The sequence below is a fragment of the Vibrio sp. 10N.247.311.12 genome (genome assembly GCF_041467515.1).
In the GTDB taxonomy this organism is placed as follows: Bacteria; Pseudomonadota; Gammaproteobacteria; order Enterobacterales; family Vibrionaceae; genus Vibrio; species Vibrio crassostreae_C.
Genome location: NZ_JBFSUV010000045.1, coordinates 13,700 through 34,787 on the forward strand (window position 1 = coordinate 13,700; position 21,088 = coordinate 34,787).

20 protein-coding genes are annotated in these 21,088 nt (G+C 45.4%); 6 read left to right on the plus strand and 14 right to left on the minus strand.

The window, feature by feature from the left end:
* The first annotated feature begins 57 nt into the window (after window positions 1-57).
* On the plus strand, window positions 58-915 hold the full coding sequence (folD, locus tag AB6E30_RS18010; RefSeq protein WP_372104715.1) for a bifunctional methylenetetrahydrofolate dehydrogenase/methenyltetrahydrofolate cyclohydrolase FolD: 858 nt from the start codon (window positions 58-60) through the stop codon (window positions 913-915).
* 117 nt (window positions 916-1,032) lie between these two features.
* On the opposite strand, the gene AB6E30_RS18015 is transcribed toward folD, so the two are convergent.
* The 5 genes from AB6E30_RS18015 to AB6E30_RS18035 form a co-directional block, all read right to left on the minus strand.
* Window positions 1,033-2,847 (minus strand): cation:proton antiporter, encoded by a 1,815-nt coding sequence (locus AB6E30_RS18015; RefSeq protein WP_372104717.1) that lies wholly within the window; start codon window positions 2,845-2,847, stop codon window positions 1,033-1,035.
* Window positions 2,848-3,011: 164 nt separating this feature from the next.
* Window positions 3,012-4,211 (minus strand): NupC/NupG family nucleoside CNT transporter, encoded by a 1,200-nt coding sequence (locus AB6E30_RS18020; RefSeq protein WP_372104720.1) that lies wholly within the window; start codon window positions 4,209-4,211, stop codon window positions 3,012-3,014.
* A 205-nt stretch (window positions 4,212-4,416) separates the two neighbouring features.
* Window positions 4,417-5,337, minus strand: coding sequence for a LysR family transcriptional regulator (locus tag AB6E30_RS18025; RefSeq protein ID WP_372104734.1), 921 nt, complete (start codon window positions 5,335-5,337; stop codon window positions 4,417-4,419).
* Between the two features lie 135 nt (window positions 5,338-5,472).
* Window positions 5,473-6,471, minus strand: a complete 999-nt coding sequence (locus AB6E30_RS18030) for a lytic transglycosylase domain-containing protein (RefSeq protein ID WP_372104723.1) — start codon at window positions 6,469-6,471, stop codon at window positions 5,473-5,475.
* A 30-nt stretch (window positions 6,472-6,501) separates the two neighbouring features.
* Window positions 6,502-6,792, minus strand: coding sequence for a YcgL domain-containing protein (locus AB6E30_RS18035; protein WP_017062372.1), 291 nt, complete (start codon window positions 6,790-6,792; stop codon window positions 6,502-6,504).
* 219 nt (window positions 6,793-7,011) lie between these two features.
* Between AB6E30_RS18035 and minC the strand changes: the two genes are divergently transcribed.
* Genes minC through minE form a run of 3 tightly spaced genes read left to right on the plus strand, consistent with a single transcriptional unit; the run spans window position 7,012 to window position 8,778 of the window.
* Window positions 7,012-7,674 carry a septum site-determining protein MinC gene (gene minC / locus AB6E30_RS18040; RefSeq protein ID WP_017063419.1) on the plus strand — a complete coding sequence of 221 codons (663 nt, stop codon included), beginning with the start codon at window positions 7,012-7,014 and terminating at the stop codon, window positions 7,672-7,674.
* A gap of 21 nt (window positions 7,675-7,695) precedes the next feature.
* On the plus strand, window positions 7,696-8,508 hold the full coding sequence (gene minD, locus AB6E30_RS18045; protein WP_009848498.1) for a septum site-determining protein MinD: 813 nt from the start codon (window positions 7,696-7,698) through the stop codon (window positions 8,506-8,508).
* A 6-nt stretch (window positions 8,509-8,514) separates the two neighbouring features.
* Window positions 8,515-8,778 (plus strand): cell division topological specificity factor MinE, encoded by a 264-nt coding sequence (gene minE, locus AB6E30_RS18050; RefSeq protein WP_010436847.1) that lies wholly within the window; start codon window positions 8,515-8,517, stop codon window positions 8,776-8,778.
* A gap of 129 nt (window positions 8,779-8,907) precedes the next feature.
* On the opposite strand, the gene rnd is transcribed toward minE, so the two are convergent.
* The 8 genes from rnd to AB6E30_RS18090 all read right to left on the minus strand — a co-directional run bounded on the left by rnd (window position 8,908) and on the right by AB6E30_RS18090 (window position 16,895).
* On the minus strand, window positions 8,908-10,026 hold the full coding sequence (gene rnd, locus AB6E30_RS18055; protein ID WP_017062374.1) for a ribonuclease D: 1,119 nt from the start codon (window positions 10,024-10,026) through the stop codon (window positions 8,908-8,910).
* A 143-nt stretch (window positions 10,027-10,169) separates the two neighbouring features.
* Window positions 10,170-11,864 carry a long-chain-fatty-acid--CoA ligase FadD gene (gene fadD, locus AB6E30_RS18060; protein WP_017062375.1) on the minus strand — a complete coding sequence of 565 codons (1,695 nt, stop codon included), beginning with the start codon at window positions 11,862-11,864 and terminating at the stop codon, window positions 10,170-10,172.
* A 106-nt stretch (window positions 11,865-11,970) separates the two neighbouring features.
* The gene (locus AB6E30_RS18065) at window positions 11,971-12,822 is read right to left on the minus strand and encodes an alpha/beta fold hydrolase (protein ID WP_372104737.1); all 852 of its coding nucleotides are present in this window, start codon (window positions 12,820-12,822) and stop codon (window positions 11,971-11,973) included.
* 48 nt (window positions 12,823-12,870) lie between these two features.
* A complete protein-coding gene (locus AB6E30_RS18070) occupies window positions 12,871-13,431 on the minus strand; it encodes a Slp family lipoprotein (protein ID WP_017067373.1) in 561 nt (186 codons plus the stop codon).
* A 35-nt stretch (window positions 13,432-13,466) separates the two neighbouring features.
* Window positions 13,467-13,772 carry a hypothetical protein gene (locus AB6E30_RS18075; RefSeq protein ID WP_017062378.1) on the minus strand — a complete coding sequence of 102 codons (306 nt, stop codon included), beginning with the start codon at window positions 13,770-13,772 and terminating at the stop codon, window positions 13,467-13,469.
* 72 nt (window positions 13,773-13,844) lie between these two features.
* Window positions 13,845-14,546: a tRNA (adenosine(37)-N6)-threonylcarbamoyltransferase complex dimerization subunit type 1 TsaB gene (tsaB, locus tag AB6E30_RS18080; protein WP_171732101.1), complete on the minus strand. Its 702-nt coding sequence runs from the start codon at window positions 14,544-14,546 to the stop codon at window positions 13,845-13,847.
* Between the two features lie 59 nt (window positions 14,547-14,605).
* Window positions 14,606-16,534: an ATP-dependent DNA helicase gene (locus AB6E30_RS18085; RefSeq protein WP_372104726.1), complete on the minus strand. Its 1,929-nt coding sequence runs from the start codon at window positions 16,532-16,534 to the stop codon at window positions 14,606-14,608.
* Window positions 16,535-16,694: 160 nt separating this feature from the next.
* On the minus strand, window positions 16,695-16,895 hold the full coding sequence (locus tag AB6E30_RS18090) for a hypothetical protein (RefSeq protein WP_017062381.1): 201 nt from the start codon (window positions 16,893-16,895) through the stop codon (window positions 16,695-16,697).
* Window positions 16,896-17,196: 301 nt separating this feature from the next.
* On the opposite strand from AB6E30_RS18090, the gene purU reads away from it, so the two are divergent.
* Window positions 17,197-18,030, plus strand: a complete 834-nt coding sequence (gene purU / locus AB6E30_RS18095) for a formyltetrahydrofolate deformylase (RefSeq protein ID WP_029235356.1) — start codon at window positions 17,197-17,199, stop codon at window positions 18,028-18,030.
* A 315-nt stretch (window positions 18,031-18,345) separates the two neighbouring features.
* Here purU and AB6E30_RS18100 read toward each other — a convergent pair whose 3' ends face one another.
* A complete protein-coding gene (locus tag AB6E30_RS18100; RefSeq protein WP_017070298.1) occupies window positions 18,346-18,942 on the minus strand; it encodes a VOC family protein in 597 nt (198 codons plus the stop codon).
* Window positions 18,943-19,289: 347 nt separating this feature from the next.
* Here AB6E30_RS18100 and argS point away from each other — a divergent pair, with 347 nt between their 5' ends.
* Window positions 19,290-21,023, plus strand: a complete 1,734-nt coding sequence (argS, locus tag AB6E30_RS18105) for an arginine--tRNA ligase (protein WP_017062384.1) — start codon at window positions 19,290-19,292, stop codon at window positions 21,021-21,023.
* Window positions 21,024-21,088 lie beyond the last annotated feature (65 nt).

Here is a 21,088-nt window from a genome sequence, read left to right on the forward strand (position 1 = left end):
GGAATAATGCGCCAAAAACATCAGCCACTAACTTGAATATCAATACTAAGGAAATTCATGACTGCTCAAAATATTGATGGAAAGCTAATTTCTCAAACGGTTCGCTCCGAAGTTGCTGCACGTGTAAAAGCTCGTACTGAAGCTGGATTACGCGCTCCGGGCCTAGCGGTTGTTTTAGTGGGTGAAGACCCTGCTTCTCAGGTTTACGTTGGAAGTAAGCGTAAAGCGTGTGAAGAAGTTGGCTTCGTGTCTAAATCTTACGACTTGCCAGCCACTGCGACAGAAGACGAATTGTTAACACTGGTAGACCAACTGAACGAAGATCCAGAGATCGACGGTATTCTTGTTCAACTGCCTCTACCAGCAGGCATTGATAGCACTCACGTTCTTGAGCGTATCACGCCAGAAAAAGACGTTGATGGCTTCCACCCATACAATGTCGGCCGTTTGGCTCAGCGCATGCCTAAGCTTCGCTCTTGCACGCCAAAAGGCATCATCACGCTGCTTGACCGTTACAACATCGATTTACGTGGTAAGCACGCGGTTGTGGTTGGCGCATCAAACATCGTAGGTCGCCCAATGACGCTAGAGCTTCTTCTAGCAGGTTGTACAACGACAACATGTCACCGCTTCACCAAAGACCTTGAAGGCCACGTGCGTCAAGCAGACGTTGTTGTAGTTGCCGTAGGTAAGCCAAACTTCATTCCTGGTGCTTGGATCAAGAAAGGCGCTGTTGTGGTCGATGTGGGTATCAACCGTTTGGAATCTGGCAAACTAGTGGGTGACGTTGAATACGACGTAGCGAAAGAAAGCGCAAGCTTCATCACGCCTGTACCGGGTGGTGTTGGTCCAATGACAGTTGCGAGCCTAATCGAGAACACCATGATCGCTTGTGAGCAATTTCACTCGAAGTAATCCGCAGCGCATATAAATAAAATTAGAAAGCCGCAACGTGATGAACGCTGCGGCTTTTTTGATACTTAGACATTCGTTTTGAAACAGGGCAACTCGTTTTTGATGCACTGCTATTCGCTACTTATCTGGATTCTCGACTTTTTCCGTCTGTTCAGAAGGCGGTAATAAACTAATAAGCTCACACTCCGTTGATATGAGTTTTTCCAACTCAGATCCTTGTGTAATTAAACGGAAATCACCGCCAGTAATCACCCCAAGAGGAATGGCTTTAGGGTACAGCGCGTTAAACTCGTTTAAATCAAATGCCTCGGTCAAACCTGTACTTTTAATTTGGCTACCCTGAGCCATCAGTGAGTTAAGCTTAGAATAGGTAATCCCTTCCGAAAACAGACTTCTATTGCCATCGCGGCTCACCTGGTGCCTTTCATGTTTATTCTCTGAGGATTCAAGCTCAAACACCTTATTTCCACCAAACTCGTCTTGATAGTGCATGCTAACTAACGGGTTGGTTTGACGATAAGGCGACACGATCATCGCACGCCCTATTCCATCCAATTCCAGATTATTTTCAGCGTGGCTCGAAGCTGGGTTACCAAAATAAACATTCAAGTTTTCCATACGCGCTAAACGAATGCTCTCCCAGTTGGTATCGGCAAGCACACTGTTGATGTTGTGTGTGGCTAGCACTTTGGCAAACTGGCGTGAAAACTGAGTCGCACCAAAAAAGATAACGCCTTGTGCCTTCTCTTGAGTCACACCTAGCCTTCTCGCCCACCAACTCGCGGTAAGGCTCTGAATCACTACCGTACCAATGATGACCAAAAACACCATTGGCACCAGTAAATCTGCCCCGTCAATCAATTGCTTCTCTTGAAGTTTGATCGCAAACAGAGAAGAAACCGCGGCAGCCACGATCCCGCGCGGCGCCATCCAGCTCAAAAACCATTTATCCGCAGAAGTAAGATCCGTACCGATCCCGCTGATCCACACGCTCAAAGGACGCGCCACCAGCATCACTATCGCTAACAGGCCAACCCCACCCCAACCTATCGAGAGGAAGGTTCCTGAATCGAGCCTGCTCGCTAACAGAATAAACAACGCAGAAATAAGCAACACGGTTAAGGTTTCTTTGAATTCGATGATGTCTTCGATATCCAAGCCCTTCACGTTGGCAAGCCAGATCCCCATGATGGTCACGGTTAATAAACCCGATTCTTCACTCAGGTCATTGGAAAACGAGAACGCCGCCAACATTAGCGTCAGCACAGCCACATTACGTAAATAGTGCGGTACCCAATGCCCTTGCAGCATCTTGGCAATCAAATGGCCACCGATGATCCCTAAGCCTAAACCTATGACTAACGTCAGGCCCAGAGCTGACAGAACGTGTCCGGTAGGGTCGGCAGAAGAAACGATGTACTCGTAAACGAGAACCGCAAACAGAGCGCCAATCGGATCAATCACTATCCCTTCCCATCGCAAGATACTGCCTAAGGAGGATTTAGGCTGAATACTGCGAAGCATGGGTACGATCACCGTTGGGCCAGTTACCACGACTAATGCACCAAACAGTGCGGCTAACGGCCAACTAAAGTCCACAAAGTAGTAAGCACCCACCACGATACACGCCCATGTAATCAACATGCCGAAACTCACGAGATGAGTCACCATCCGACCATGGCCTCTGATTTCTTTGAAATTTAGGGTTAATGCCCCTTCAAACAGGATGATGGCAACGCCTAATGAAATCATAGGAAACAGCACATCACCGAAAATGGCATCGGGATTTAGAATATTCAGGCCAGGACCTAACAACAGGCCAACGATTAGGAGAGGAAGAATAGCGGGAAGACGTAAACGCCAGCCGAGCAGCTGACAAGCTAAAGACAAGAGTCCAATTAACGCCAAAGAAGAAGTAATCGACAAATCCATTTGTGCCCCTAAAAGGTTTGCACCACACCCTGTGGTACAAACTATTCAATGAAATAAGAAAGCCTACGTTCTTACACTATAGGCTCTCTTTTTCACGCTAACCGAATATTATTGTGATTAATCAGTCACTTTACTATAGGGAGAGTAAAGTCATGATCAGTTAACTATAAAGAAAGTACAACACCAGCAATAGCGGCACTCATTAAGTTAGCAAACACACCTGCACAAATTGCTTTGAAGCCATATTGTGAGATGAAAGAACGACGCTCTGGAACTAAGCTGCCCAAACCACCGATAAGAATCGCCATGGTAGAGATGTTAGCAAAGCCACATAGAGCGAAAGTTACGATCGCTTGAGAGTGCTCACTCAGTGCGTCTTTTACGTCCATTAACTGGATGAAAGCCACGAACTCGTTCACGACAATCTTGTTACCGATCAATGAGCCTGCAACCACAGCCTCAGACCACGGTACACCGATCAGCCATGCAACGGGTGCGAATACATAACCTAGGATAAGTTCGAAGCTTAGGTTTACGCCAAACCAGCCGCCAACGATACCTAACAAGCCATTTAGCATTGCAATCACACTGATAAAGGCAAGAAGTGTTGCACCCACTGCAACGGCAATACGAAGTCCAGACTTAGCCCCATCTGCCATTGCCTCAACGACGTTTGTTGCTCGTGGAATTTCAACGTCAGACTCAATATTTTCTTGAGCGTCATCTGGGCTGCCAGGTACTAAGATTTTAGCCATCAATAGACCGGCTGGTGCAGACATGAATGCCGCAGCGATCAGGAAGTTTAGGTCAACGCCAAGCGATGCATAACCCACTAACGTACCACCAGCGACAGAAGCCAAACCACACACCATCACCGCAAACAGTTGTGAATCCGTCATGTGCTTTAAGTAAGGTTTAACCACCAATGGCGCTTCAATCATGCCGACAAAGATATTGGCAGTCGCAGACAGTGATTCCGCACGACCTGTGCCCAAGAATTTCTGTAGCGCACCACCAATAAGGTTGATCACCTTTGGCATAAAGCCGATGTGGTACAAACCAGAGATCAGTGCAGAGAAAAAGATAATGATGCCTAGAACGTTAATCGCGAAAACAAATCCGTTATTCGTTAGGCCACCAAATAGGAAGTTAATCCCCTCTTGACCGTAGTTGATCAAGCTAGATACCGCACCTGTGGCTGCATTCAACGCTTCTTTACCCATTGGTACATACAGAACCAACAGCGCGAATGAGATTTGTAATAAGAAAGCCAAAGAGACTGTTCTTAGTGGAATATTTTTTCTGTCCGTAGATAGTAACCAAGCGGCAACTAAAATAGTGATAATTCCAAGTAGCGAAGCCATGTGCGTCAACCTAAAAGTTGTAGATAGGAAAGGCGACGCATTCTATAGAGGAAATCGTTTGCGGCAAGCTGAGGTTGTTAATGTGATGTTGGGGTAATCACGATTTAACTATGAGTATAATTAAGTTATTGAATTTTAATAATTAACTTTGATTAAAAAGCGTACTTTTTCCATATGAAAATTATATTTATAGATTAGGAAACAGTTAGCGATGCAGTTCAACGCAAGTTTTGAGGTTTTTGTCCCAATACGTCGGCGACCCGATATGATCTTTAATGAACTCAATCACTGCCGAAAGCTTCTTCGGCATATTCTTTCGGCTCGGGTAAACGGCATAGAATGGCATCAGCTGACTGGCTCTCCACTCTGGCAATACTTGAATGAGCTTGCCCGTTCTAAACTCTTCTTTCACTAAGTAAGTCGCCAAATAAGCAACGCCCCACCCTGATACTGCCGCGTCTCGTACTGCCTCAGCCAAATCGACTGAGTAATCGCCCGCGACTTTGACGCTGAGGTTTTCTTGCCCGTTGTCAAACGCCCACGATGTGTAATCTCGTTCACGGCTGCGATAGATAAGACAGTTATGGTCAATCAAATCGGAAGGTACATGTGGCGTCCCAGCCTTAATCAGATAATCCGGTGACGCAGCCACCACAAACTGACTGTCGGCTAATCGCTGCGCAATGTAACCTTCAGGCAAATCTTCGTTGTTGGTGATCCAGAGATCCAAGCGCTCTTCAATCATGTCCACCTTATAGTCGAACAAGTGGGCCTCGATTCTCAACTGAGGATAAAGCTGTCTGAGTTGATCAATCGCCGGAATGATATGGAGTGTGCCAAATGACTGCGACAAACCGACGCGTAGTATTCCAGAGATATCATCGCGCTGGCTATCCATATCCATCTGAGCTGCTTTCACCGTGTTAAACAGCTGCTCACAATGTTGATAGAACACGTCTCCCGCTTCAGTCAGCGTGAGGCTTCGTGTGGTTCGTTGTACCAACTTGATGCCGATTGAGTCTTCAAGCAAAGCGACTTGCTTACTGATATGAGACACCGAAACGTTCAAGCTTTTTGCAGCACTGGTAAAGCCTTCGTGCTTGATCAGCGCATGGAATATCACCATCTGTGCAGCTCTATCTGTTAGCACAAGATCACCTTATTAAATCTCTGAAATATAAAATCAAAAAGGACTCCGAAGAGTCCTTTAGTTCGTTCTGCCTATGATAGGCCAAATGCTATTCAAAGCGACTTAGGTCTGTTAATCAAACTTAATTCTGTCGGCTAGGTGGCTTACTGCCAAAGCAAAGTAGTAAGAACGATTCCACTTCATTAACACATTGTAGTTGTTATAAATGAGGTACGAACGTCCGGTTTCATCATCCGGCATGATTAACCAAGCTTTAATGTCTTCATCAAGTGTTGGCAGTGGGCGCTCGTCATAGCGTTTAATACCGAGTTCAGACCACTCTTTTAAGTATTTCGCTTTGTCTTCGTCTCGACCTTGTAAATCGATCGACACAGTTGACGGAACATGAACCTGACGACCCCAAGTATATTTGTCATCCCACCCTGATTGGCTGAGATAATTGGCCGCCGAAGCAAATACGTCTTCTTCAGTGCCCCAAATGTCTTTCTTGCCATCACCACTGCCATCAGCGGCGTAAGCTAAGAATGAGCTTGGCATAAACTGAGGTTGACCCATCGCACCAGCCCAAGAGCCTTTCATCTCTTTTGGTGCAATATGGCCTTGATCAAGAATCTTCAATGCCGCCATCGCTTCGCTACGGAAGAAAGCTTCTCGGCGTCCTTCATAAGCCATGGTCGTTAGGGCGTCGATAACGCTGTAATTGCCCGTGAACTTACCAAAATTACTCTCAACGCCCCATAGCGCGACAATGAATCTTGGTTGAACACCATATTCATCACCAATACGCTTTAACGCGGTGTAATGCTCCTTGTAGAGTGACCTTGCTTGCTTCACTTTCCAATCTGGAACCGCTCGTGGAATGTATTCATCCAGAGTCAGTTTTTTCTCAGGTTGGTTTTTGTCGGCTTTTACCGCTCTTGGCTTAAACGTTACACCATCAAAGGCTTCATCAATGATCGCTTCAGAGATGCCTTCTTCACGGCCTTGTTGTTTTAGTTTTTCTACATATTGCTCGAAGCTCAGTTCTTCAGCTTGTACTGAACTTATGGTCAGGCTATTACCCAATAGTAATGCCGACACAGCCAATATGGTTTTCGAAAATTTACTCAACGATCACTCCTCCTTGAATTGAGGTGGCTATCACTCTTCGTCTTGAGATTTCTGTTGAGCTTTACGCTCTTTATGAAGCTCAAGTTCGTTAACTGGTGGTGGCGGAACCTGTAAAAAGAAACCATCGGTATTCAGTGATTCTTTCACTTTTTCGATGTTTACTTGAGCCAGTTTACGGCCATCCATTTTAATTACCATTACAAAACTAGGTTTACCAAACATTTGCATCAATGCGTCAGGAACTTGTGAAAAATCATCCTTCTTAGGGATATAAAGGTATGTTCCTTCTTTCTTTGAGCTTTTATATATAGAACACAGCATGACAAACCTTTTAATTGATTATGACTACAAAACTCTCACTTGCGAGATCAATAGTTTATGTTAGGGAAATATTGGGAACAAAACGTCCATTTGACAACAAGATTACTTGCTGTGCTTGGTTTGGGAATATAACATGATAAACCTAGTTTCAGGCAATGCCCTTTATTTTATTGATAAAGAAATTGTACTAATCCGCTATTGAGGTCCTGTAGTTTTTCGATGTCTAGTAACCCAGATCTAAAAGGTAGCAGCTTTACGCTATCTGTTTTGCACTTATCCGATGATCAAGTCGAAAATGCAGTCTCTTTTCTTCAAGAGAAAGTAGACCAAGCACCTACGTTTTTCGCTGCCGCACCTGTTGTTATCAACATCAGTAAAGTCGCGGGCGATATCGATTTTGTGCAACTTAAAAATGGTATATCTCAAGCGGGCATGATCCCGGTTGGTGTGGCAGGCTGTTCTGATAAGCGAATGCAAAACCTCGCTAAAGAAGCCGGTTTTGCAGTGATGACGGCAAGCAAGTCGCCATCTCAAGCTCCAGCGAAAATGGCACCAATCAAGGTGATTAGAACCCCTATTCGTTCTGGTCAGCAGGTTTATGCGAAAGATGGCGATCTATTGATACTCAGCCATGTGAGTGCAGGCGCGGAAGTGATTGCCGATGGCAGCATCCATATTCATGGCACTTTACGCGGCCGTGCGATTGCAGGTGCAAGTGGTCAAACTGAAGCAAAAATAATTTGTAATGACTTACAAGCCGAGCTGGTTTCCATTGCTGGAAATTACTGGCTCAGCGATCAAATTGAAAGCGAGTACTGGCAGAAGAAAACCATGTTCAGTATGGCAAACGATGTATTACACGTTGATGTCCTCGCAATATAAGAGAAATAAAAGGAAAACAGAATGGCACGCATTATCGTTGTAACGTCAGGTAAAGGCGGGGTAGGCAAAACGACCTCCAGTGCAGCTATTGCCTCGGGTCTGGCTTTAAAAGGAAAGAAAACCGCAGTTATCGACTTTGATATCGGTCTGCGTAACCTAGATTTAATCATGGGTTGTGAGCGTCGTGTTGTGTACGACTTCGTTAATGTTATCAATGGTGAAGCGACGCTGAACCAAGCGATGATCAAAGACAAGCGCACAGAGAACCTGTTCATTCTTCCTGCTTCTCAAACTCGTGATAAAGACGCACTAACAAAAGATGGTGTTCGTCGTGTATTTGATGAACTGGATGAAATGGGCTTTGATTTCATCATCTGTGATTCTCCTGCGGGTATCGAACAAGGCGCTCTTATGGCGTTGTACTTCGCTGATGAAGCGATTGTAACCACCAACCCAGAAGTCTCTTCAGTACGCGATTCAGACCGTATTCTAGGTATTCTTGACTCTAAATCTCGTCGTTCTGAAGACGGCTTAGAGCCAGTGAAAACACACCTTCTATTGACTCGCTACAACCCAGCACGTGTAACTCAAGGTGAGATGCTCAGTGTTGAAGACGTTGAAGAAATCCTGCACATCTCTCTACTGGGTGTAATTCCAGAGAGCCAAGCGGTACTGAACGCATCGAACAAGGGTGTTCCAGTTATCTTTGACGAAGCAACCGACGCAGGTATGGCTTACAATGATACTGTAGAGCGACTACTGGGTAGCCAAGTTGACTTCCGCTTCTTAACGGAACAGAAGAAAGGCATCTTCAAACGACTGTTCGGGGGCTAATGCACAATGTCATTATTAGAGTTTTTTAGACCACAGAAAAAGACAACCGCAAACCTAGCCAAAGAACGTTTGCAGATCATTGTTGCCGAACGACGCAGCCATGACGACCCAGCGCCGTCTTACCTGCCGCAACTAAAAGAAGACATCTTGAAGTGTATTGCCAAGTACGTTGAGGTCGATCCATCAATGGTTGATCTGACTTTTGAACACAAAGATGACGACATCTCAGTGTTAGAGTTGAATGTTAAGCTTCCAGAAGAAGATCGATAATCTTTCTGAACAAGATTGGCAGGTAATACACTTGCTTGTATTGATTGAATAAAAAAGAGAGCCTAGGCTCTCTTTTTTGTATCTGCAGTTTATAACTGTAACTAAGTTAGGCTTTAAAGCAGCAAGCGGTTATTTGATCGCTTTACTCAGCTTTTCGCCAACCACATCTAAACGCCAGCCTTGCATAACATCAGGCAGCTTTTCTGGGTTACGATCGTGCTTCCACACCCAGCTTAACATTTGGTTAAGTTGCTTCTTCGATGCCAAGAATTCCGTCGCCAAACCACTGTGTTGTGATGCTGTTTTCACTTCATCTTTCAGCACTTTGAAGAGTTGCTTGTAGCCAGGGAAGTCCATTAGACGTTCTACTGGTGCTGGGTACTCTTCTTCTGGTGTATGTTCAGCTAACTTAACAATTGAGCTGATCTTCGCACCATGGCGACGCACAGAGCGGTAATCAAAACCCTCTTGCTCCATGTGCTTGGGATCTTTCATCGCAAAACGCGCCACAGCCCATAGGTCTTGTTCTTTGAAGACAAAGTTCAGCGCTAAATCGCGCTTGATTGCTTCTTTTAGACGCCAAGTTGCTAGAGGTCGTAAGATCGCTAATTGCTTAGGTTTAAGCTGCCACGCCCCTTTAATATCAAGGTAGGCTGTATCTGGGTTTACTTTACGAATGCGCTTGGCAACTTGTAAATCAGACTCTTGCTGAGCCGCTTCCCACCAGCCAGCTTCCATCACTTTTTCTAGAAGCTTGTTGTACATTGGCATTAGGTAATGCACGTCTGCTGCTGCGTAGTCCAATTGTTTTTGAGAAAGCGGACGCGCTAGCCAGTCTGTGCGAGATTCACTCTTATCGAGATCGACACCGACAAACTCTGAAACCAGAGCAGCAAAGCCCGTTGATAAACCATGACCTAAGAAAGCCGCCATGATCTGTGTATCAACCATTGGTGTTGGTGTACAGCCAAATGCGTTCTGGAACACTTCCAAATCTTCACCGCACGCGTGCAGCACTTTCAATACTGATGCGTCTTTCAACAAGGTAACGAACGGTGTCATGTCATCAAGAGCAATAGGGTCAATCAGTGACAGCGTTTCACCATCAAATAACTGAATCAAGCCTAATTGAGGGTAATAGGTTCTAGTACGAACGAACTCCGTATCAAGCATAACGACATCGGCTTCACGTGCTTGTTGGCAAACTCGCTCAAGGTCTTTCAATTGGGTAATGATTTGATAATCCACAAAAACTCTCACAGGTTTCTATTTGATCGCCGGATACAAAAATGCCGACATTAACTGTCGGCATTCTAACACCATTTTTCAGCGCTCGCTTAGATTAAGCGCCTCAATGGTTTTGGTGCAGTACTTTCGCGCAAACGGGCTAATTATTCGCTAGCGCGTTTCGCAAGTTCTGCATCGTTTTCTTCACGCAGTACGCGGCGTAAGATCTTACCTACGTTAGTCTTTGGAAGATCATCTCTGAACTCGACTAATTTAGGGATTTTGTAACCCGTTAAGTGCTCACGACAGTGCGCGATAATGTCTTCTTTGGTCAGGCTAGGGTCACGCTTCACAACGTAGATCTTAACCAATTCACCAGACACTTCATGAGGTTGACCGATAGCTGCTACTTCAAGCACTTTACCATGCAGAGCCACAACGTCTTCAATCTCGTTCGGGTAGACGTTGAAGCCTGATACAAGAATCATGTCCTTCTTACGGTCAACGATGTACAACAAGCCTTCGTCATCAAACTTAACGATGTCACCTGTCGATAACCAACCGTCTTGATCGATCACTTCTTTGGTCGCTTCAGGGCGCTGCCAGTAACCTTGCATAACTTGAGGGCCACGAACTTGTAGCTCGCCTACTTGGTCATTAGCAATAACCTTACCTTCATCATCAACAATACGAACTTCTGTCGATGGTACTGGTAGGCCGATAGCACCTGTGTAGTCTTTCAGGTCGTATGGGTTACCCGTTACCAGTGGTGAACACTCAGTTAAGCCATAGCCTTCCAATAGGTGAATGCCTGTCGCTTTCTTCCATTGCTCAGCAACAGCGCGTTGAACCGCCATGCCGCCGCCAACAGATAGGCGTAGGTTACTGAAATCCAACTCGTGGAAATCTTCGTTATTAACTAGCGCATTAAACAAGGTGTTTACGCCGGTAATTGCGGTAAACGGAACCTTTTGCAGCTCTTTAATAAAGCCAGGAATGTCACGAGGATTAGTAATTAGAAGGTTACGGCCACCCATCTCTACAAACAGTAAGCAGTTCACCGTCAGTGCAAATACGTGGTAAAGCGGTAATGCCGTTACAACCAACTCGCGGCCTTCTTGAAGGACAGGACCGTAAGCCCCTTTCGCTTGCAGTACGTTCGCAATCATATTGCGGTGCGTTAGGATTGCGCCCTTCGCTACACCCGTAGTACCACCTGTGTACTGTAGGAACGCGATGTCATCACCCGCCATGAACGGCTTCACATATTGAAGACGACGGCCTTTGTGCAGCGCTTTTCTGAATGAGATAGCACCCGGCAGATCATACTTAGGCACCATGCCTTTTACGTATTTCACTACGAAGTCGACAATGGTCCCTTTCGCGCGTGGCAGCATTTGCCCTAGGCTGGTTAGAACAACGTGTTTAACCGGCGTATTATCAACGACTTTCTCTAGCGTGCTCGCAAAGTTAGATACGATAACAATCGCCTTTGCACCAGAATCGTTCAGTTGATGTTCAAGCTCACGAGGTGTGTACAGTGGGTTGACGTTCACTGCAATCATACCTGCACGCAATACACCAAATAGTGCAATTGGGTATTGCAGTAGGTTTGGCATCATTAGCGCGACGCGATCGCCCTTCTTCAGTTTCAAGTCATTCTGTAGGTAAGCGGCAAAAGCACGGCTGCGCTCTTCAAGCTTACGGAATGTCATAATCGAGCCCATGTTCTCGAATGCAGGTTGGTCCGCGTACTTCTGTACCGACTGTTCAAACATTTCTACAAGAGATGGGTACTGATCTGGGTTGATCGTTTCTGGTACGTCACTTGGATAACGTGAAAGCCAAGGTTTATCCACGATGTTACTCCTCGTTTATCAGCTGACGACTGCTTCGCCGCTTTTTATCATTGCGGTATTACAGCACAGCTTTAGTGCATGAGCACTAAAAGGCTCAAACACTTGTTTAAATTTTGTTAACTACACCAAGAATTAGCTCTGAAACTAGCTCTGGGCTCTCTAAATGACAATGATGTCCGCCAGGAACAGTCTCTATATGCAGAGGACTATGCACTGATTTGTAGCGATTATGCTGCAAATGTCGGAATCCATCATTCCCTAGGATTATAAGTTGAGGGCATTCAATAGCCGCCATAATCGCTTCAGCGTGCGCCTGTGACATTCGATATAACGAGTCACATTTTAGATTAGGGTCGCATCGCCATTGCCAAGAGTTCTCGAACTCGACAATACCTCGCTCAACAATAGGAGCGATTAATTCAGCATTAATTTGGTTGGCGTGAGCTCTCAGCTTAATAGCATCCTCAAGGCTTGCCAGAGGACGTGAAGGCTTTCTTCGCTGTCGAAGACGACTGAGTACCCCATCCCTCAAGCGAGAGACTGTTTCGTGGGGAGCTTCAGAAAGAGGTCCGTGACCTTCAATTTGAATTAATCCTGACACCTTTTCAGGAAAGGCGGCACTATAGCAACTTGCTATCAATGCACCAAGTGAATGTCCTACCAGTACCAGTCTGTTTGGCGATAATTTAGTCACCAACTGATGCAAGTCATCAATATAATCATGAAATGGGTAGTAACTTCCCGATTTGTGCGACGAGAAGCCGTGTCCGAAGAGATCGATAGCAACAAGGTGAGCATTGGGCGCAAACTTGGCGACTTGCTGCATAACCGGATTAAAGCTGGACGAATTATCCAACCACCCATGAATAAAAACGACCGTCGTTGCGGTCGTTTGTGGGTTGCCAATCTGTTGTGTTGCAAGCGTCCCGCTCGCAAGGGAGTATGACTTTTCAATCATCAAACACTTAGTTCCATCTGTTTGCGCAATCAACGTCTAAAAAGTTAATTACTCTACGTCCTGTATCACTCGACCTTGTCTTGGCATCGTTTGAAAACTGCGACAATGTAAACTTCTGCACGAGTAGTAGGTTGGTGCAAAATCGTTAACAACAACACGCTCAGTGATGTTCCACAGTCGTTGGTTGTCCACTTTCATCACAGGGAAGATGTAAGGGTATTCCCCTATTTTTCCATCTTCACTTCCGCTTGACTGACCAACCAGTGTAATCAGACGGCCTTCTGCAAAACTTAGAGGCTCAACATACCCTTCAATATAACCTACAAAACGTCCGCTTGGCTCTGCGTCTAGGTCTGGCTTACCGCTACTCGAAATCGGCATATTAGCAACTTCGATTCGAGTCTTATCTTTCAAGTTAGTTACTTTAGAGATGACGCCACCCAATCGAACACTTTTCGCCTCCGGTAGTTGGTCGACCCACTGTTGGTAATCACTAATTACAGGCTCTGATTTTGCTTCAAGTTCGCTAGGAAGTGATGAACACCCGGCAAGTACCAAGACACCAAGAGAAAGGGCTATTAAGCGTAATTTAGAGAGATAATTTGACATGGTTCTGGTCCTTAAACAGGCATTAATAAGAAGCTCTAGATGTAGATATCGACACCGATAAGCTTTGCAAGTTCTTCTTTCTTCGCCTGATTCATTACATCCATATACTCTTCCATAGCCTTACGTCCTCGGCCTTCTGGAAGATCATACTGGATTTGAGCCTTGTGTAGTTCAGACTCTTTAACTTGACGAATAGAGTGAGAAACAGCATTAGCGACCTTAGTCGGTTGCCCAACCGCAGTGCTAGCATCAGATTTTTTTGCCTGCTCCTTCTTTTTAATTCGATTCGGCTTAGACGTGCTGCCTATCGAAGAAGGAGGTAAGTTGTTAATTGATACCATGACTAAATATCTGCCCTCTCAAATCTAAATAATACGCATTTAGACCTAATTTGCATCAGAACCTTGTAAAAATTATTCGCGACCTGGCAGTTTCTTCCAAGTCACTTTGTCACGAAGATAAACTGGCTCAGATTCTTCTGCTGCAACCGCTTTACCTTCTGCGTAAGCAAATTGAGCAAGGAACGCCATATCTTGAGCTTCTGGGAATAGCACTTCACACGCTTTGGTGTTGATCGCAAGTGTATCCATATGCTCGGCATAAGCTTCCCAGCCGGTACCGACTTTCGCCCATATTTCAGAATCTGCTTCTAACTGCGCAGCCAGTTCACTTGGTGGCGTTACACATTCGGCATCAACCGCAGTCCAACGACCATCTTGTTCACGGCTATAACGAGCCCAGTATACTTCACTCATGCGCGCATCAATCGCTGTCGCAACGTGAGTTTCACCAAATTTACGGTAGCTGCCTTGCGCCATCGCTGCCAGTGTTGAGACACCGATCATCGGTAAATCCGCACCAAAAGCTAAGCCTTGAGCAATACCAATACCAATACGCACACCCGTGAAACTGCCTGGGCCTTGGCCAAACGCGATAGCATCGATATCGGTTAAAGCGACATTCGCTTCTTTCAGTACTTCATCCACCATAGGTAGAATTTTTTTCGTATGGTCTCGAGGAGCCTCTTCGCTACGTGCGAACACCTGGTCACCCATTACTAATGCAACTGAACAGTTTTCAGTTGCGGTATCTACTGCAAGAATTTTCGCGCTCATTTGTGTCTCAAATATCTGTTATCTAATCTAAAAATAATGGCTAAACTCAACAATGCCAATTAATCAGCAGCGGTTGAATGGTCTTTAGCTAAGAATTCTTTAATGACCCCTAAGTCACGTGTACGAGGGATAGGCGGTAAACTCGCCAAAAATATGCCACCGTAATCGCGAGTCACCAATCGGTTATCGCAAATAATCAAAGCACCATTATCGCGCTTGTCACGTATCAATCGGCCGACACCTTGTTTCAAGGTAATCACAGCGTCTGGCAACTGTACTTGTGCAAAAGGATCACCCCCTTTTAGCTTACAGTCCTCGATTCGAGCCTTAAGTAAAGGGTCATCAGGGGCTGTAAAGGGCAATTTATCGATGATAACACAGCTTAATGCGTCGCCCCTAACATCTATCCCCTCCCAGAAAGCACCTGTAGCCACCAGCAATGCGTTACCTAATTCCATGAATTCGGCTAAGGTTTTTTGCTTACTTGTCTCACCTTGCAATAGAACGGGAACCGAGAGGGTTTCACGGAATCGCTCCCCCAACTCTTTCATCATGCTGTGTGAAGTACACAAGAAGAAACAGCGGCCTTGGTTTTGCTCAATCACAGGAGTCAGCATTCTTACTAGCTTATCCGCGAGACCGGGGCTATTCGGTTCTGGAAGATAACGAGGCACACACAAGCGCGCTTGATTCGGATAATCAAACGGGCTCGGCAGTGAAAACTGTGCCGACGGTTTTAACCCTAATCGAGAAGTAAAGTGTTCGAAATCATCCGACACCGCCAAGGTTGCTGAGGTAAACACCCATGCGCCCGGCTTCAGCTCAATCTGTTCGTGGAATTTATCGGCGACAGAAAGCGGTGTGATATGCAGAGCAAAGTGGCGCGGTGTAGTGTCATACCAATACGAATAGCCAGTGATCGACACATCGCACACACGTTCGATACGCGACTTAATCATATTTGCGCGTTCGAAAGCGGTATCTAACAACTGGCTTCGCCCAAGTGCTAACTTCAATACATCAACAGCAAGTTGCAGAGCATCTTGCAAACGAACTAACTCGCGTGCAATCGACTCGGATTTCAAAGCTTCGCGCCAGTTACCACGAAAGCCGGTATCACCAAGCACAATACGCAGATCGGCTGACGATTGAACGAGCCTATCCCCTACTTTCTGTAGCTGACGCATGTCTTTGGCTTCAGTTCGGTAAGCAATTTCAATGTCTTTGGCTAACTCTTGGATCTGTCGACTGGAAACCGATTGTCCGAAGTACTGGCTGGCGATGTCAGGAAGTTGATGTGCTTCATCGAAAATAAACACGTCAGCTTCAGGTATCAATTCGCCAAATCCGGTTTCTTTGATCGCCAAATCAGCTAGGAAAAGGTGGTGGTTTACGACCACCACATCGGAATCCATCGCTTTTTTACGCGCTTTAAGCACAAAGCAATCGGTATAGCTTGGGCACTCTTTACCCAAGCAATTATCATTGGTCGAGGTAATGGTTGGAATAACCGGGCTGTCTTCAGCGATATCATCACAATCGCCTAAATCACCCGTTTGAGTGGATGACGACCAACTACGAACTTTGACTAACTGAGCCAGCAGCGTTGGATCGGTATGAGCACCATGACTCTCGATCATTTGGCGGCTGAGTCTGTCCAAACACAAATAGTTTGAACGTCCTTTGAGCAACGCAACTTGACCATAAAAGCCAAGCGCATCGACCATCAAGGGTAAATCTCGGTGAAACAGCTGTTCTTGAAGGTTTTTAGACCCCGTACTAATGATGGTTTTCTTGCCACTAAGCAGCGCAGGCACTAGGTAAGCAAACGTCTTACCAGTACCTGTTCCAGCCTCAACAACCAACTGGCTTTGATTTTCAATAGCTTGTGAAACCGCTTCAGCCATGTCTAACTGAGCTTGTCTTGGTTGAAACCCAGGGATAGCTTTGCCCAGAGCGCCATCAGCAGAAAACGTTTTAGATATCATAGAGTACGAAGTTTAGAAAAAGAGAAGGAGAATTATGGCAGGTTTAGTGAGCCGGCGCGAATCAAGAATGACTTCGCACCGGAGGTGTTTGGTTTGGCTTGACGTGGCTTAAGTTACCTTGAAGGTAAGAATTGAAGAAGTAGCAATTAGAGAATCGTTTTTATTTTCGACTGAGATAACGTGATAGCCAAGGAGCACCTTCAAAATGGTTATCACCAGGCTGTATGGCTTTCGCTGCATCGGTTGGTGAGGTCTTACTTTCCCACATTTCATCTAGAACATGACCATCTAATTCGGTACCTCTCGCCAATGAATTCACTCGCTTGCAGTACAGTTTTTTGGCTAGTAACTCTTTATCCATAAGTATCACCTCTATTTTTGGCCAAGGCGTAAATGCCTCGGTTGAAGTTCAAATGCGTACTACGGTCAAAACTTTTAAAAATGAAGCTTCTGCCTGTTTTTCTATCTAAAAACTGATATTTCTATATCAAACAATTTATCAAAGCGATAAATCAGCAGCAGAATTTGTTGAAACCAACTTGATAATAGATTAATTATAACGGTGATATTGCGGCTCAGTTCACCGTTCGACGGCCTGCATTAAATTTGAAGAATCCCGATTTCATATAATAAGTGCAACATTTCATGGAAGTAAGATGCAAATGGAAAGAAAAACTTTACTAACACATTGTACTGATGCCCCAGGCCTCATCTCGAAGATCACCAACATTTGTTACAAACACCAACTCAATATTGTGCACAACAATGAGTTCGTAGATAACACAAGTGGCCACTTCTTTATGCGCACCGAGCTTGAAGGGTATTTCAATGACGAAACCTTACTTGCCGATTTAGATCAAGCCCTGCCACCAAATACGAAACGTAAGCTTGTTGATTCGTCTCGCAAGCGTGTTGTGATACTCGTGACCAAGGAAGCACACTGCCTTGGCGACATTCTAATGAAGAACTTCGATGGCAGCTTAGACGTTGAAATTGCGGCCGTTGTCGGTAACTACGACATTCTACAAAGCCTAACCGAGCGTTTTGACATCCCTTACCACCATGTTTCTCACGAAGGGCTAAACCGTGAAGAACATGAGAAGAAGATGCTAGAAGTGATTGACCAGTACGAGGCGGATTACCTTGTTTTGGCTAAGTACATGCGAGTGCTGACACCAGGTTTTGTTGAAAAATACCACCACAAGATCATCAATATCCACCACAGCTTCTTGCCAGCATTTATTGGCGCGAAGCCATACCAACAAGCGTATGAGCGCGGCGTGAAGATCATTGGCGCAACGGCACACTTTGTGACGAATGATTTGGATGAAGGTCCAATCATCAAGCAAGATGTTATCCCTGTGGATCACAACTTCAGCGCGAAAGACATGGCACAAGCCGGTCGTGACGTAGAGAAGAATGTATTAAGTAAGGCGTTAAACAAGGTGATCAATGATCATGTGTTTGTTTACGGCAACAAGACTGTAATTCTGTAAATCGGATATTCGATTTCCGGTAAGACTTCCAGTTAGAACCCAATAAAAAACGCGCAATAGGGAAAGCCCATCGCGCGTTTTTTGTATCTGATGATCAGACTCGCTTTACGAGATTCCCAATTACGCTCCTTCGTCGCTATCGGGAATGACGAACTCGGTGATGAACCTTCGAGCTATAGGCTCTAACATACGCTCTCGAACGCTCAGTCTGTCACTATCCAAAGATAGACTCTGGAAAATTTCATCGAACACCCCGTCATTCCGACGAGCCAAGGCGAGATCAGGAATCTCTTTCCTAGCAACTCTCTATTCAAATTAAGCCTGTTCTGATTCCACAATCTTCTTCAAAGAGTGTGGATGCAGCTTGATGCAAATCCCTTGATGTTTAAAAGCCACTGTTGGGTTATTCAAGCGTTCACCCTCGCCTTTCGGGCTAGAGAGTTTGATCTTAACGCCTTGCTCACCCAGCGTTTCAAAGTTAGCAGCGAACTGCGGGTAAGTTTCTTTAAGATCCGCTAGATACTCATCAGCTGTTTGGGCATGAGAAGGAATCACAAACTCTACATGTTCCCAATCTTGGCTTGGGTAAATCTTACCTTCTGCTGGATATGGCAGCTCCAAACATTCAATTTTCCAGCCAAGGCTTTGCAAGGGTTCATCGAAAGCCAACACCACAATTGGACGACCATTAATCATCGCCTCAGAAATCATAGAGCCGTACTCAGACCACGCTTGATGGGCAGATTTCGCTAGCTCAGTGTCATTGATTCGCAGCGCAATATGATCCGCTTGAGCAAAGCTTAAATCCAAACCTAATGTATTTCCTAGGCTCTCGATTTTTGCCATAAAAGTATCAAGGCGGGCGATCATTTGTTGTGGTTCTAGTTCAGCTTGCTTCAGGCTCATCATCATTGTCTGTGTTCTCCAAATAATGGCTGCATGTTATCAGTTTTGCCTTTTGCAACAAGCGTTGCTTTTACAAAAAACACTCAATAACTATGTTCTTTTCGCTCCTTAAACATGCAAACGCGTCTTGCTAAAAGTCGATTGTCAAAAACCACTCAGGAAATGTTAATTTTCTATCAATTCGACCTATAAGAAACCCCACAAAATTGGTATGATTAACGCCATTTTTGTGAACTTAAACAGTGTCTGTTGTTCATTTCGGCATTAAATCGTTAACTAGATGCATAATTAACCAATTTAATGACCTCGAAATAACGGCCACTCTTATCATCCTTGAATTGAAGGAAACGCGTGTGAATATCCAAGCACTTATTAATGACAAAGTATCTCAGGCTCTAGAAGCCGCAGGCGCACCTGCAGGCTCTCCTGCGGCTGTTCGCCAATCTGCAAAACCACAATTTGGTGACTACCAAGCAAACGGCGTTATGGGCGTTGCTAAGCGACTAGGCACTAATCCTCGAGAGTTTGCTCAAAAAGTATTGGACGTTCTAAACCTAGACGGTATCGCTTCTAAAGTAGAAATCGCAGGCCCAGGTTTCCTTAACATCTTCCTAGATGAAGCTTTCCTAGCACAACAAGCAGACGCAGCATTGGCTGATTCTCGCCTTGGTGTTGCAGTAGCAGAAACACAAACAATTGTTGCGGATTACTCTGCGCCAAACGTTGCTAAAGAAATGCACGTTGGTCACCTACGTTCAACTATCATCGGTGATGCAGTAGTTCGTACTCTAGAATTTCTAGGCCACAACGTTATCCGCGCTAACCACATCGGTGACTGGGGTACTCAATTCGGTATGCTTATCGCAAACCTTGAGCGCGTTCAGGCTGAGTCTGGTGAAGTTTCAATGGAACTTGCTGACCTTGAAGGCTTCTACCGTGAATCTAAAAAGCTCTACGATGAAGACGAAGAGTTCGCAGTTAAAGCACGTGGCTACGTTGTTAAACTGCAAAGCGGCGACGAGTTCTGCGCAGAGATGTGGAAGAAGCTTGTTGACGTAACAATGATTCAAAACCAACGCAACTACGATCGTCTAAACGTGTCTCTAACACGTGATGACGTAATGGGCGAAAGCATGTACAACCACATGCTTCCAACTATTGTTGCGGATCTGAAAGAGCAAGGTCTTGCTAAAGAAGATGACGGCGCACAAGTTGTATTCCTAGACGAATACAAAAACAAAGATGGTGACCCAATGGGCGTTATCATCCAGAAACGCGACGGCGGCTTCCTTTACACAACAACCGACATTGCTTGTGCAAAATACCGTTTTGAAGAACTAGGCGCAGACCGCGTTCTTTACTTCATCGACTCACGTCAACACCAGCACCTAATGCAAGCTTGGACTATCGTTCGTAAAGCAGGTTACATCCCAGAATCTGTTTCTCTTGAGCACCACGCATTCGGCATGATGCTAGGTAAAGACGGTAAACCATTCAAGACTCGTGCAGGCGGTACTGTTCGTCTTGCTGATCTTCTTGATGAAGCCGAAGTTCGTGCAGCGCAGCTAATCGAATCTAAGAACCCAGAACTAGCAGAAGACGAGAAGAAAGCGATCGCGAACACTGTTGCTATGGCAGCGGTTAAGTACGCAGACCTTTCTAAGCACCGCACTACTGACTACGTGTTCGATTGGGACAACATGCTTGCATTCGAAGGCAACACAGCACCATACATGCAGTACGCATACACTCGTGTTGCTTCTGTATTTGCTAAAGCTGGCATTTCTATGGACTCGCTTGAAGGTGAAATCAAAATCACTGAAGAGAAAGAGAAAGCGCTTATCGCGAAACTTCTACAGTTTGAAGAAGCAGTACAGTCTGTTGCTCGTGAAGGTCAACCACACATCATGTGTAGCTACCTATTCGAACTAGCTGGTCAATTCTCTAGCTTCTACGAAGCTTGCCCTATCCTAGTTGCTGAAGACAAAGCTGTTAAGCAGAGCCGTCTGAAGCTTGCTGCACTAACAGCGAAGACGATCAAGCAAGGTCTATCGCTTCTAGGTATCGACACTCTAGAGCGCATGTAAGCGATTCGAGATTCGAGATTCGAGATTCGAGATTCGAGATTCGAGATTCGAGATTCGAGATTCGA

Excerpts from the sequence above, each read along its gene's own strand:
- folD (WP_372104715.1), top strand. The coding sequence starts at position 58 with ATGACTGCTCAAAATATTGATGGAAAGCTAATTTCTCAAACGGTTCGC.
- AB6E30_RS18015 (WP_372104717.1), bottom strand. The coding sequence starts at position 2,847 with ATGGATTTGTCGATTACTTCTTCTTTGGCGTTAATTGGACTCTTGTCT.
- AB6E30_RS18020 (WP_372104720.1), bottom strand. The coding sequence starts at position 4,211 with ATGGCTTCGCTACTTGGAATTATCACTATTTTAGTTGCCGCTTGGTTA.
- AB6E30_RS18025 (WP_372104734.1), bottom strand. The coding sequence starts at position 5,337 with ATGGTGATATTCCATGCGCTGATCAAGCACGAAGGCTTTACCAGTGCT.
- AB6E30_RS18035 (WP_017062372.1), bottom strand. The coding sequence starts at position 6,792 with ATGCTGTGTTCTATATATAAAAGCTCAAAGAAAGAAGGAACATACCTT.
- minC (WP_017063419.1), top strand. The coding sequence starts at position 7,012 with ATGTCTAGTAACCCAGATCTAAAAGGTAGCAGCTTTACGCTATCTGTT.
- minD (WP_009848498.1), top strand. The coding sequence starts at position 7,696 with ATGGCACGCATTATCGTTGTAACGTCAGGTAAAGGCGGGGTAGGCAAA.
- minE (WP_010436847.1), top strand. The coding sequence starts at position 8,515 with ATGTCATTATTAGAGTTTTTTAGACCACAGAAAAAGACAACCGCAAAC.
- AB6E30_RS18065 (WP_372104737.1), bottom strand. The coding sequence starts at position 12,822 with ATGATTGAAAAGTCATACTCCCTTGCGAGCGGGACGCTTGCAACACAA.
- AB6E30_RS18070 (WP_017067373.1), bottom strand. The coding sequence starts at position 13,431 with ATGTCAAATTATCTCTCTAAATTACGCTTAATAGCCCTTTCTCTTGGT.
- AB6E30_RS18075 (WP_017062378.1), bottom strand. The coding sequence starts at position 13,772 with ATGGTATCAATTAACAACTTACCTCCTTCTTCGATAGGCAGCACGTCT.
- tsaB (WP_171732101.1), bottom strand. The coding sequence starts at position 14,546 with ATGAGCGCGAAAATTCTTGCAGTAGATACCGCAACTGAAAACTGTTCA.
- AB6E30_RS18085 (WP_372104726.1), bottom strand. The coding sequence starts at position 16,534 with ATGATATCTAAAACGTTTTCTGCTGATGGCGCTCTGGGCAAAGCTATC.
- AB6E30_RS18090 (WP_017062381.1), bottom strand. The coding sequence starts at position 16,895 with ATGGATAAAGAGTTACTAGCCAAAAAACTGTACTGCAAGCGAGTGAAT.
- purU (WP_029235356.1), top strand. The coding sequence starts at position 17,197 with ATGGAAAGAAAAACTTTACTAACACATTGTACTGATGCCCCAGGCCTC.
- AB6E30_RS18100 (WP_017070298.1), bottom strand. The coding sequence starts at position 18,942 with ATGATGATGAGCCTGAAGCAAGCTGAACTAGAACCACAACAAATGATC.